Source organism: Pseudomonas sp. HN11 (assembly GCF_021390155.1).
In the GTDB taxonomy this organism is placed as follows: Bacteria; Pseudomonadota; Gammaproteobacteria; order Pseudomonadales; family Pseudomonadaceae; genus Aquipseudomonas.
Genome location: NZ_CP089985.1, coordinates 775,507 through 787,514, shown reverse-complemented (window position 1 = coordinate 787,514; position 12,008 = coordinate 775,507). Strand labels below are relative to the sequence as shown.

Below are 12,008 nucleotides of genomic sequence, written 5' to 3'. Positions count from 1 at the left end.
TGTCCATAGCTGCGAAATCATGCCGCTGCGCCACGCATCAATGCTTCCTGACCGAGGTCAATGCGCCCCAATACCTTGACCTTGGACGTGCTTCCCAACTCAGCGAAAGACAGCACTGGTACATGGTTGAATTCTTCGAGCAATAAAGTCCGCAAGGGGCTGCGCAAGTCCTGCGCCACCAACATCACGCTTTTGCTCTTGGCCCTCAAGGTAAAGGCCTGATTGAGCAGGCTGATAAACGCCGCGCTGTGTTCCTGGTCCAACGCGAAGAACACCCCGGTCTGGGTCTGGCGCAGGGCTTCGCGCAGGATGTTTTCGCTTTGCGCAGACAACAGCCAGGCATGCAGGCCGTCGGCCTCGCTGTACTGGTGATAGATCTGCGCCTTGAGAGCAATGCGTGCATAGTCGGCCAGGGCTTCCGGCTCACGCTCATGCTGTCCGTACTCGATCAGCGATTCGACAATCAGGCGCACCGCCCGCAGGGGGACACCTTCACTGGCCAGGCGTTGCAACACCGCAGAAAAACGCGACAGCGGCATGATGCGCTGCAGTTCCTGCACCAGTTCCGGCTGATTATGCTCAAGCCAACTCAGGATCGACTTGCTCTCCTGAATGCCCAGGAACTGTGGCCCGCTGAGCATCATCGCCTTCCTCATACGCTCCAGGATAAGGCTCGTGGCGGTGAAGCGCTCCAGTTGCGGATCATCAAGCAGCGGATCGTCAGGGGCCAACCAGAGCCAATCCTGTTCATCGCGCTCAACCAACCCGGCGATGGCGTGCTCAGGTTCAACCTCAAACGCCATGCGCTCAACGGCCACATAGTTGACCACTGACGCCCTCACCATGGGGACTTCATGCACACAAAAGCGCATCTCATCGGGGGCCAGGGAGTCATCGAGCTCGACTTCGAACGGCGGCAATGTCAGGCCAATATTGGCGACCAGCGAATTTCGCGCCTGGCGAATCCCGTGAATCAGATTCGTCACTTCAGGCGTACCACGCAGAACAGGGGAAAACTGCAACAGGTAAGGGCGCGACGGGTCAAAGCCGCGCAAGTCCTCTTTACCGTTCTCTTCAGGGCGAACGACTTCGGCGGCCTCCCTGGAAGGCTCTGCCTGGTGTTGACGCTGCCGCACCAGGTAGTAACCCACGCTGCCGGTGATCAGCGCGATCAGGATAAATACCAGGGTAGGCATACCAGGGACAGCGGCAAACGCAAGCATTCCCACCGAGGCAATCACCCAGCTCTTGGGCTCGCTGGTCATTTGCCGGGCAATTTCGACGCCCATGTTACTGACGCCTTTGCGTCCATCCGGCGCAACACGGGTGATGATCATGCCCGCAGTCAAAGAGATCAGCAGCGCCGGAATCTGTGCAATCAGGCCATCGCCGATCGTCAGTACCGAATACAACGCCATCGAATCGCCCGCGCTCAAGCCGTGCTGGAACATTCCTGTGGAGAAGCCGCCCAACAGGTTGACCACGACGATGATCAAGCCGGCGATGGCGTCGCCCTTGACGAACTTCATGGCCCCATCCATGGCCCCGAACAGTTGGCTCTCACGCGACAACTGCTCACGTTTGTCCCTCGCTTGCATGCCGTCAATCAGCCCCGCACGCAGATCACTATCGATAGACATCTGTTTGCCCGGCATCGCATCCAGGCTGAACCGCGCCGCCACCTCGGCGACCCGCTCCGAGCCCTTGGTGATCACCAGGAAGTTGACCAGGGTCAGGATCAGAAAGATCACCATCCCTACCGCCAGGTTTCCCCCCACCACAAAATTGCCGAAAGCCTCGACGATGTCACCGGCGTCCTGTTCCAGCAGGATCAAGCGCGTGGTCGCAATCGACAGCGCCAAACGAAACATGGTGGTCAGCAACAGGATCGATGGGAACGACGAAAACGCCAGAGGGCCTGGTAGATAAAGCGCCAGTACGATCAACAGGCAAGATATGCAGATATTGAGAGCAATGAGGATATCTACCAGCCAGGTCGGCAGTGGCACGATAAAGATAAAGACAATGGCCATGACCACTACGGCGCCCAGCACTTCGGCGCGCTGTGCCACTTTGAGCAGCAAGCCGTTGATGGTCGACAGCAGGATCACGTCATAGCCCCGGCCAACTCAGGAAAACGTTGGGTACCACCGTCGATCCGGTTCAGCTCGTCCATCACCACTACAAAGCTGAACAAGGTTTCCTCACGGGCTCTATTGTCAGCCCATAAGGCCAACGGTAACTGCCGGATAAGAGGGTAAAGCGCGTTGAGAGCTGCCAGTTGCCTGGAGGGCGAACCACTCCCCATCTCATTCCCCAACCGCAGGATTTCCTCGGCGTCGATACCGCTGTCGGCGTATCCGAGCAGGCGCTGCAGCAAGGAAACGGCGTCCTGATCGATGCCCAGTCGCAGGTTGAACGCCATGCAATCGGCCAACACCGTACCTAACTGCCCACAACTTCGCAGGCCCAGCAGCAAAGAGCGCAACAGTGGGGTGGGCATCGATGACACCCGGGCCGCGATATCGTCTGCCAAGGCTTTACGCATCACATTGAGCCCTTCATAGAAGCGCTCGCCGCCGTATACGCCCAGCAGGGCCTGCATCATGGTCGCCAGCGATTGGCGCGTGACCACGCTGGCATAGTAGAGCGCACGGAGCGCCTGGCGTTCCTGCGGGTCCGCGCCAGCTGCTTGCAATGCTACGGCAATGTTCAGGCCAGCCTGGATTTCTCTTTTGAAACGCGCCTCGAATTTGGCAATGGCTGCGCGGGCCAAGGCAGCCTCGGATTTACGCAGTTCAGCGTCCGCCTGGCTTGCCATGTGCTTGAGGACCACGAACGCACGCGCCGGGTCGCCGCCTGTGAGGTCAAGCAATTTATCGACGCTGGCGTTTCGCAGTAACTGCATCCTGATGCGGCGAGAAACCGAGGCCATGCTCGCCTGGGCCGGATGACCCAACTGTTCATAAAGCTGCACCAGTTGTTCCGCAGCAGGCACGTGCAAGCCCATCTGCCGCTGGGCCAGCGGGAGTTTATTGAGCTCTACTTCCTGATTGAACAGTTGGGCCAGTTTTTCATCAACACCCTTCGCAGGCGCAGGCTCGGCAGTATTGCTGATAACAGGTTGATCCAGGCGTTGGACCGTTGGCACATCGTTGTGCGATTCGACTTTCATGGACAGGCCAGTTCAGGAAGAGTGTGTCTCTGTGTGGCAAAGACTACCCAAACGGTTCCATTGAAATTCGAGACGACGCCACTTTTGAAAATACTTGCACGGGCTTCTAATCCTCATGTGCAAAAGCCTGCGTAGAAAAGCATCAATTCAAGATATTTATATATATAAATTAAGCAGTTACATGATTTTTTCCATTTGGCACAAGCAGTGCAATCGGGTTCCTGTCGATACGTTTCGACTGCGTCTACCTTAAGGAAAAAATCATGAATATTCCTATTGAAGCCTTAGTTCACCTTGGTGGCAATTCGCCTCAATTCATGCTTCACCTGACAGACGATCAACAGAAAAAACTTCGTCGCTTTATTCATAAACGCGTGCTTAACCCGGAAGATGCGGATGATCTTTTGCAACTGACCTACCTGGAAGCCTGGCGTAATCGCGAACGTTTCAGCGGCACCGCAACGCTCAGCACCTGGATGTGCGGCATTGCGCAGAACCTGATCCGCAATCACTTTCGGCGCCTGTATGCCAAACCCGCACATTGCGAATTCGATGAGTCGCTGTGGCATGGGCAGGAAGAAACCCACAGTCTGGATTGGGAGTTTGAGATCAACCGGCGCCTGGAAAATACCCTGAGCGCTATCGATCACTTGCCGACCGAAATGCGCAAGACGCTGTACGCCTCACTGGAAACCGACGGTAGCTATCAGGACACCGCCGACGTACTGGACATCCCTATCGGCACCGTGCGCTCGCGCCTTTCACGGGCACGCGAACAGCTTAAGCGCGTGACCCACCCTCCTCAGCATCGGTAAGCTGAATTAGCCGGGCAAGCGTTGGGCGACAGGGATATCTGCCCAACACTGTCAGACTTGGCCTGAAAGACGCCAATACTCTGCATCTGCCCACCGCTACAGAGCGCATCCGCGAGCGCCCCTTCCTGCCGCCTGTCACCCAAAGCAGCGTTTTCGGTTAAACGGTTGAAAGCGTAGAAAAAACTCAACAAAAAGACTTGACGCATTGCCGTTCCGAGCGAATAATGCGCGCCACTTGGCTACATAGCTCAGTTGGTTAGAGCATAGCATTCATAATGCTGGGGTCCGGGGTTCAAGTCCCTGTGTAGCCACCAAGTATTAAAAACGGCTTACCGAGAGGTAGGCCGTTTTTTTATGCGCTTAAAAACTCCCCAACTGTATTTTGACGCCCCTCACCCCCACTGTTAGTGTCCAGCCTCCCTAAAATGCGGAGTGCCCCGATGAAACTGGACATCTACCAAGTCGACGCTTTCAGCCAACACCCCTTCGGCGGCAACCCAGCGGCGGTGTGCCCGCTCATCGAATGGTTGCCCGACGAGCAACTGCAGAGTATCGCGGCTGAAAACAACCTCTCGGAAACCGCGTTTTTTGTACCCCGTGGCGAGTTCTACGAGCTGCGCTGGCTCACCCCCGAAGTTGAGGTGGACCTGTGCGGCCATGCCACGTTGGCGGCGGCCTGGGTATTGATTCATATGCTGGCCGATGCGCCACAAGTGCTGCGCGTTGCCACGCGTAGCGGCGAGTTGCGGGTGACGCGCAATGGCGATGAGTTGGCGATGGATTTCCCGGCCAAACAGCCCCAACGCTGCGAGCCATCGGCTGGAATGTTGAGCGCACTGGGCATTGAAACTGCTGAGGTGTTTGGCACCGATGACTACATCGTGCTGGTGGAAAATGAAGCGCAGGTGGCGGCACTGACACCGGATTTCGCACGGCTCAAGGGCCTGCCCAAACGTGGGATTGCAGTCACTGCCAAAAGCACACAGTTTGATTTTGTCTCACGCTGGTTCGGCCCGAATGTGGGGGTCAATGAAGACCCGGTCACCGGCTCGGCGCACACCTCGCTGGCACCGTTCTGGGCCGAGCGCCTGGGCAAGTTGCAACTGACCGCCGAGCAAGGCGGCCAGCGCAAGGGCCAGTTGCGCTGTGAACTCAAGGGCGACCGCGTGATTATCTCCGGCAAGGCGGTGCTGTACATGCAAGGCACGATTTATCTGTAAAACGCAATTCCCGAAGGACAACAGATCATTCTCAAAATGAACGGAGTTCAGCGCGTGTTTTTGACTTCCCGCCGTCAGTTGACGGCCATCACAGCAGCCCTGGCCCTTGCGGCCTGCCACACGTCTGTCACCGAACAACCACCGGCACCGGAGCTGGGTTCGGGCTATCGCACTGACCTGAGTACCCGCCACGCCGAGCGCCATATGGCCGCCGCCGCCAATCCGCTGGCTGCCGAAGCCGGACGCGAGATGTTGCGCCAAGGCGGCTCGGCCATCGACGCGGCGATTGCGATGCAAGCGGTGCTGACTCTGGTGGAGCCACAGTCTTCCGGCATTGGTGGCGGTGCGTTCATCATGCTGTGGGATGGCAAAAACGTGCAGGCCTACGATGGCCGCGAGACTGCACCGGCGGGGGCGACCGAGCGCTTGTTCCTGAAGGCCGACGGCACGCCTATGGCGTTCACCGATGCGCAGATGGGTGGGCGCTCCGTGGGCACGCCCGGCGTATTGCGCGCCTTGGAGATGGCGCACAAGAAGAGCGGCCATCTGCAATGGGCCAAGCTGTTCGAGCCGGCGATCCGCCTGTCGGAGCAGGGCTTTGCCATTTCACCGCGCTTGCACAGCTTGATCGCGGCGGATCGCTTTATCGCGCAATCGCCCGAGATGGCGGCGTACTTCCTGAATGCCGATGGCTCGCCCAAAGCCACCGGCACGCTGTTGAAAAACCCGGCGCTGGCTGCGGTGTTCAAACGCATCGCCAAGGAAGGGCCGGATGCGTTGTACCACGGGTCGATTGCCGATGAGATCGCACGCAAGGTGCAGGGCAATCACAATGCCGGCAGCTTGTCCGCAGCCGACCTCAAGGGCTACAGCGCCAAGGAACGCGCTCCCCTGTGCACCGACTACAAACAATGGAAAATCTGCGGGATGCCGCCGCCCTCCTCTGGCGGGATTGCCGTGGCGCAGATCCTTGGCACCTTGCAGGCGCTCCAGACCCGCGACCCGCGCCTGGCGATCACGCCGATGACCCCGAACAAGAGTACTTCGCCGGCCGGGCTTGAACCGACGCCCGAGGCCGTACACCTGATCGCCGAAGCCGGGCGCCTGGCCTTTGCCGATCGCGCCCTGTATGTGGCCGATGCAGACTTCACCCCCGTGCCGGTTGCCGGCCTTGTCGCACCCAACTACCTGGCCCAGCGCGCCACGCTGATCGGCGAGCGCAGCATGGGGATCGCCAAGCCTGGCCAGCCGACGGGCGTTCAAGTGGCGTATGCACCGGATCGCTCGCCGCTGCGCATCTCCACCTCGCAAGTGGTGGCGGTGGACGACCAGGGTGGCGCGGTGTCGATGACCACCACAGTGGAAGCAGCGTTCGGCTCCCACGTGATGGTCCAGGGCTTTTTGCTCAACAACCAGATGACCGACTTCTCGTTCATCCCCGAAGAAAACGGTCAGCCTGTGGCCAACCGCGTACAACCCGGCAAGCGCCCGCGTTCGGCCATGGCTCCGACCCTGGTGTTCGACCGCAACAGTGGTGAATTGCTGGCCACCGTGGGCTCCCCGGGCGGCTCGCAGATCATCGAATACGTGAGCAAATCCCTGGTGGCCATGCTCGACTGGAAGCTCGACCCGCAAGCGGCCATCAGCCTGCCGAATTTCGGCAGCCGCAATGGCGCCACTGAGTTGGAAACCGGCCTGTTCAGCCCTGCACTCAAACAAGCGCTCAAGGACAAGGGCCATGCCCTGAGCGAGATCGATATGACCAGCGGTGTGCAGGCCATCGTCCGCACACGGGATGCCCAGGGCAAGGTGACACTGAGCGGCGGTGCTGACCCACGGCGTGAAGGTGAGGCGCTGGGTGATTAAGGTGTTTTGATCAAAGGAGAATGCACGGTGCACAAAGCCCATAACCTCAATGCCCTCCCCGGCGTCGATCACGGTTTTTGCTCGATTGATGATCCGCTGCGACCCGAGGACGTATTCATTTGCAAACAAGTGCACAGCGCGGCGATGATCGAGTGGCAGCCGGGTCAGTTGGCCAATACGATTGAGGCCGATGGGGTGTTCACCCGGAGCGGGCAACCGATTGCGGTCATCACGGCAGATTGCTTGCCCATTCTGATCGCAGGCGGTGAGTGGGTAGCGGCCATTCATGGCGGCTGGAAGGGTTTGCAGCGAGGCATCATCGGCAATGCCGTGCAGCGCTTCATAGATGAAGGCATTACCTTGGACCAAATGCGGGTGGCGATCGGGCCGTCGATCAAACCGTGCTGCTATGAGGTGAGCGCAGCGTTTATTGCCGAGATCCAGGCCGATCAAGGCCACCTGTGGCAGCACGGCCTGACGCCCTGGAACGTTGAGCAACCGGCGCCTCTACAGCCCCCGCACATTCCAGCGCCCCACGCCAGGCAAACGGGAAGTGCCTGGTTTGATTTGAGCAGGTATGGGCTGCTGTTGTTGCACGCGGCGGGGGTCAAGCGCGAGCATATCGAGGTGAGTGACGTGTGCACCTACTGCACCTCGCCGATGTTTGCCAGCTATCGCAGGAGGACGCATCACCCGGCGGAGAACAGGACGTTGATCTATTCGTGGATTGCTCGTACGACCTGATGAACAGGCCGTACTTTTGTAGAGAGGGCCACCAGCAATCACCGACTGACCTTCAACCCCTTGCGCCCCGCATGTCGCTCCAGCGCCAACTCAATCAACCGGCTCACCAGCTCGCTGTAGCTCATGCCGGCCGCCTGCCACAGCTTGGGGTACATGCTGATGCGGGTAAAACCGGGCAGTGAGTTGATCTCGTTGATCAGGACTTCGCCGTCCGGCGTCAGGAACACATCCACCCGCGCCAGCCCTGCGCAGCCCAACACCTCAAACGCTTCGATGGCCAGGCGGCGAATGCGCTCGCTGGCTTCCTGGCTGATGTCCGCCGGCACCACCACTTGGGCGGCCTGGGCGTCGATGTATTTGCTATCGTAGGAATAGAAACCGCTGCTCACCACGATCTCGCCACAACCGCTGGCGATGGGGTTTTCGTTGCCCAGCACGGCACATTCTATTTCACGGCCCTTTACCGCGGACTCCACCAACACCTTTTCATCAAAGCCCAGGGCCAGCTCGACAGCTGCGTGATACTCGGCCTCATCACCGACTTTGCTCACCCCCACCGAGGAGCCTTGGTTGGCGGGTTTGACGAACATCGGCAGGCCGAGCTTGCTCACTGTCGTGTCGAAAGATATACGCGCGGCGTTGGCACGGGTCAGGGTAATGAACGGGGTCACAGCAATACCGGCGTCACGCAGCAGGCGCTTGCTGATGTCTTTGTCCATGCACACCGCCGAGCCAAGCACGTCGGAGCCAACGAAGGGCAAGTCGGCCATACGCAGCAAACCTTGCAGGCAACCGTCTTCGCCGAGGGTGCCGTGGACGATGGGGAAAATCACATCGACGTGCTCCAGCAGCCCAGAGCCCGAAGTTTCCACCAATTGCTGGCTGGCCTTGCCGGGCACCACGGCCAATTCGCGGTTGGACTGGTTGAGGGCGATCAGCGCCGGGTTTTCCTGGTTTGTGAGGAAGTTCGAAGTGTCGTTGAGGTGCCAGTGACCGGCCTTGTCGATACCGATCAGCACGGGCTCAAAGCGCGAACGGTCGAGGGCGTCGACGATGTTGCGCGCCGATTGCAGCGAGACCTCATGCTCAGCCGAACGGCCTCCAAAAATAATCCCTACCCGCACCTTGCTCATGACCCGGCCTCACTGTTGAAAGTAAGGCTTCTTACCACGAGCGATCAGCGATTCGCCACCAGATGTGCGCCAAACAGCACGTAGCAGCCACCGGCAAAGCGGTCGAGCCACTTGCGCGAGCGGCAGCCGCCGATGATCTTGAACGCCTGGTACAACATCGGTGCCGCCGTAAACAACGACTTGATGCCCAGGCCACCGGCCAGTCCCCACATAATGGTACCCGTAGCTACACCGGCCGACGCCACAACGCCATGGCGGCGCGAGCAACTGGCGGCTAATTGCGCCGTATTGAAAAAATTGGGGCCTGGTGTCACCACCGCCACCGTCCATAGCAGGGCCAGCGAAACCAGATGCGCCACGTAGATGGGGTTGAAAATGTCCATGGGAGGCCGCTCCATCAGCGCAAGGCACAAACAGCGATCATAGGCCTCGACCCCGCCCTGCACAATCGTACAAGACCTCGGCAGACAACCCGCGCCAGACTGGGTTAACGTACTTCCCTCTCTTTTTCTGTGACACACCACCATGGGCAAACCCACCGTTACCCTCGACTGGCTGCACCGCGCCCCGCATGCCAGCGGCCTGGATCGCATCGAGGCGTACTTTGCCGGCTTCGCCTTCGACCCGCATCGCCATGACACCTACGCCATCGGGCGCACCTTGACTGGCGTACAAAGTTTTCACTACCGCGGCGACATGGTCCACAGCCTGCCAGGCACCACCATGGTCCTTCACCCCGATGAGACCCACGACGGCCACGCCGGCAGCGACGAGGGTTTCAAGTACCGGATGATTTATGTCGAACCGTCGCTGATCCAGCAGATTCTCGGCGGCAAGCCGTTGCCTTTTATCCCTACCGGTTTATCCACGGATCCCAGGCTGTTCCGTGCCAGCGAAGTGCTGCTGCAGAACCTGGAAAACCCCATCGACCCGTTGCAGGAACAGGACGCCCTGTTTGACTTGGCCCACGCGCTGAATAACGTTTCGGGCGGGATCATCAGCCGCAAGACCTTCGATTACGTCGCCGCCGAGCGCGCGCGTGAATTCATCCACAGCGCCCTGGGCCGCAGCATCACCCTGGATGAAATGGCCGACCATGCCGGCCGCGATCGCTGGGCCTTGTCGCGGGATTTTCGCTTGCTGTTCGGCACCAGCCCCTACCGCTACCTGACCATGCGCCGGTTGGATCTGGTGCGCAGCCTGCTGGCCCAGGGCCAATCGCTGGTGGACGCGGCAATGACCGCCGGCTTCACCGACCAGAGCCATATGACGCGGCAGTTTCGCAGCACCTACGGCATGCCACCGTCACGCTGGGTGAAGATGCTCGGGCGCTGATCAGGCTTAAAGCTGGCGCCCATCACTCGGCTGGTGCGCGAGGCCAGTTGCCGCACTTTATCGGCCACCACCGCAAAACCACGCCCCTGCTCGTCTGCACGCGCCGCTTCAATGGGCGCGTTGAGCGCCAGCAGGTTGGTCTGCTCGGCAATGCCGCTGTTTTCTGAAGAGAGCTTTAGCCCCGTTTTGGATTCACTAACGACTCTGCGGTGGGCACCACGGCGCTTTACAACTGATCGCACCAAAACAGCACATAAGCACTTGGCCATCGTCGTATCGGGTATGCTTTTCGAACAGGAAACAAAAAGAAACAATTTTCTCAACCTGTTCGATAAGGAGTCCCGTTTTGGAGTTATCGACTGCCGCGTGGATGGTTCACGACACCCGCCTTATGTTCTGTGTATTGCTGGCCATCGCCAGCATCATCGTGCTGATCAGTGCGACCAAATTGCCGCCGTTCCTGTCGATCCTGATCGGCACCTTCATTGCCGGAGTCGGCGCGGGCCTGCCGCCTGAAGAAGTGGCAAAAGCATTCAGTAAAGGCGCGGGGGCGATCCTCGGTGAAGCCGGGATCATCATCGCCCTGGGCGCGATGCTCGGCGCGCTGATGGCCGAATCCGGTGCAGCAGACCGCATCGCCACCACCTTGCTCGGGCTGGGCAAGGGCAAGTCATTGCCTTGGGTAATGGCGCTGATCGCCATGGTGATCGGCCTGCCGCTGTTCTTCGAAGTGGGCCTGGTGATGATGGTGCCGATCATCTTTGTGATGGCCAAGCGTTCGAATCAGCCGTTGCTGAAAATCGCCATTCCGGCATTGGCGGGTATGACCACCCTGCATGCCCTGATGCCACCTCATCCAGGACCGTTGATTGCGGTGAGCGCGTTGCATGCCGATTTGGGCCTGACCATGTTGCTGGGTTTCTGCCTGGCGGTGCCGGCTGTGATTCTTGCTGGTCCGATCTACGGCAACTGGCTGTCCAAGCGCCTGCGCGTGGATGAACCGGCCGACATCGGCGCGTTATTCAGCGCACCGCCCAAGGCGCCGCGCCAGCCGAGCTTCGGCGTTTCGTTGCTGATCATTCTGTTGCCGGTGATTTTGATGTTGGGCAGCACACTGGCCAAGGTCACATTGCCGGCAGAAAGCACCGTCGGCCTGACCCTGAAATTCCTCGGCGAACCATTGGTCGCCCTCGGCCTGGCGGTGATCGCCGCCGTGATCTGCCTGGGCTGGGCAGCCGGCATGCCACGCGCCGAAGTCGGCAATACCCTGCGCAAGGCCCTCGCCCCCATCGCCGTATTGCTGCTGACCATCGGCGCCGGTGGTGGCCTCAAGCAAACCCTGTTGGATGCAGGCGTGAGCCAGACCATCAGCAAGGTCGCCGAAGGCGCACACATGCCGTACCTGCTACTGGCCTGGTTGATCGCCGTAGCATTGCGCCAGGCAACCGGCTCGGCCACCGTCGCCACGACCACCACCGCCGGCATCCTTGCACCCATGATGGCCGGCCTCGCGGCGACACAGAGTTCATTGGTCGCACTGGCGATTGGCGCCGGCTCGGTGTTCTTCTGCCACGTCAACGATGCCGGGTTCTGGATGGTGCGCGAGTACTTCGGCTTGCAGTTGAAGCAGACGATCTGGGTGTGGTCGGTGTTGCAGACGATTGTTTCAGTAGTTGGGTTGATCGGTACGCTGCTGCTCTGGCACTTCTTGACTTAACGT

10 protein-coding genes, 1 tRNA gene and 1 pseudogene are annotated in these 12,008 nt (G+C 59.7%); 7 read left to right on the top strand and 5 right to left on the bottom strand.

Annotated elements, in window-relative coordinates:
- Window positions 1–17: 17 nt before the first annotated feature.
- Together sctV and LVW35_RS03450 are read right to left on the bottom strand one after the other, a co-directional pair.
- On the bottom strand, window positions 18–2,111 hold the full coding sequence (gene sctV, locus LVW35_RS03455) for a type III secretion system export apparatus subunit SctV (RefSeq protein ID WP_233893738.1): 2,094 nt from the start codon (window positions 2,109–2,111) through the stop codon (window positions 18–20).
- On the bottom strand, window positions 2,108–3,175 hold the full coding sequence (locus LVW35_RS03450; RefSeq protein WP_233893737.1) for a TyeA family type III secretion system gatekeeper subunit: 1,068 nt from the start codon (window positions 3,173–3,175) through the stop codon (window positions 2,108–2,110). Before LVW35_RS03450 ends, sctV begins: the two co-directional genes overlap by 4 nt.
- Before the next feature lie 263 nt (window positions 3,176–3,438).
- Here LVW35_RS03450 and LVW35_RS03445 point away from each other — a divergent pair, with 263 nt between their 5' ends.
- The 5 genes from LVW35_RS03445 (at window position 3,439) to LVW35_RS03425 (ending at window position 7,820) form a co-directional block, all read left to right on the top strand.
- A complete protein-coding gene (locus tag LVW35_RS03445; RefSeq protein WP_233893736.1) occupies window positions 3,439–3,990 on the top strand; it encodes an RNA polymerase sigma factor in 552 nt (183 codons plus the stop codon).
- Window positions 3,991–4,227: 237 nt separating this feature from the next.
- Window positions 4,228–4,304: transfer RNA gene (locus LVW35_RS03440), tRNA-Met, on the top strand.
- A 126-nt stretch (window positions 4,305–4,430) separates the two neighbouring features.
- Window positions 4,431–5,210: a PhzF family phenazine biosynthesis protein gene (locus LVW35_RS03435; protein WP_233893735.1), complete on the top strand. Its 780-nt coding sequence runs from the start codon at window positions 4,431–4,433 to the stop codon at window positions 5,208–5,210.
- Window positions 5,211–5,246: 36 nt separating this feature from the next.
- Window positions 5,247–7,076: a gamma-glutamyltransferase gene (gene ggt / locus LVW35_RS03430; protein WP_233893734.1), complete on the top strand. Its 1,830-nt coding sequence runs from the start codon at window positions 5,247–5,249 to the stop codon at window positions 7,074–7,076.
- A gap of 27 nt (window positions 7,077–7,103) precedes the next feature.
- Complete coding sequence (locus LVW35_RS03425) at window positions 7,104–7,820, top strand: polyphenol oxidase family protein (protein WP_233893733.1); 717 nt, start codon at window positions 7,104–7,106, stop codon at window positions 7,818–7,820.
- 38 nt (window positions 7,821–7,858) lie between these two features.
- Here the strand turns inward: LVW35_RS03425 and ddlA are convergent, their stop codons facing one another.
- Together ddlA and LVW35_RS03415 are read right to left on the bottom strand one after the other, a co-directional pair.
- Entirely contained in the window at window positions 7,859–8,953 is a 1,095-nt protein-coding gene (gene ddlA / locus LVW35_RS03420) for a D-alanine--D-alanine ligase (RefSeq protein ID WP_233893732.1), read from the bottom strand.
- A gap of 44 nt (window positions 8,954–8,997) precedes the next feature.
- Window positions 8,998–9,336, bottom strand: coding sequence for a LysE family translocator (locus LVW35_RS03415; RefSeq protein ID WP_233893731.1), 339 nt, complete (start codon window positions 9,334–9,336; stop codon window positions 8,998–9,000).
- A 142-nt stretch (window positions 9,337–9,478) separates the two neighbouring features.
- Between LVW35_RS03415 and LVW35_RS03410 the strand changes: the two genes are divergently transcribed.
- Window positions 9,479–10,288 (top strand): AraC family transcriptional regulator, encoded by an 810-nt coding sequence (locus tag LVW35_RS03410; RefSeq protein ID WP_233893729.1) that lies wholly within the window; start codon window positions 9,479–9,481, stop codon window positions 10,286–10,288.
- Window positions 10,289–10,317: 29 nt separating this feature from the next.
- Here the strand turns inward: LVW35_RS03410 and LVW35_RS03405 are convergent.
- A pseudogene (locus tag LVW35_RS03405) lies at window positions 10,318–10,443 on the bottom strand (methyl-accepting chemotaxis protein); the annotation flags it as partial.
- A gap of 191 nt (window positions 10,444–10,634) precedes the next feature.
- On the opposite strand from LVW35_RS03405, the gene LVW35_RS03400 reads away from it, so the two are divergent.
- Window positions 10,635–12,005, top strand: coding sequence for a GntT/GntP/DsdX family permease (locus LVW35_RS03400; RefSeq protein ID WP_233893728.1), 1,371 nt, complete (start codon window positions 10,635–10,637; stop codon window positions 12,003–12,005).
- Window positions 12,006–12,008: the final 3 nt, after the last annotated feature.

Coding starts and splice junctions, on each gene's coding strand:
- LVW35_RS03450 (WP_233893737.1), bottom strand. CDS start 3,175: ATGAAAGTCGAATCGCACAACGATGTGCCAACGGTCCAACGCCTGGAT.
- LVW35_RS03445 (WP_233893736.1), top strand. CDS start 3,439: ATGAATATTCCTATTGAAGCCTTAGTTCACCTTGGTGGCAATTCGCCT.
- LVW35_RS03435 (WP_233893735.1), top strand. CDS start 4,431: ATGAAACTGGACATCTACCAAGTCGACGCTTTCAGCCAACACCCCTTC.
- ggt (WP_233893734.1), top strand. CDS start 5,247: ATGAACGGAGTTCAGCGCGTGTTTTTGACTTCCCGCCGTCAGTTGACG.
- ddlA (WP_233893732.1), bottom strand. CDS start 8,953: ATGAGCAAGGTGCGGGTAGGGATTATTTTTGGAGGCCGTTCGGCTGAG.
- LVW35_RS03415 (WP_233893731.1), bottom strand. CDS start 9,336: ATGGACATTTTCAACCCCATCTACGTGGCGCATCTGGTTTCGCTGGCC.
- LVW35_RS03410 (WP_233893729.1), top strand. CDS start 9,479: ATGGGCAAACCCACCGTTACCCTCGACTGGCTGCACCGCGCCCCGCAT.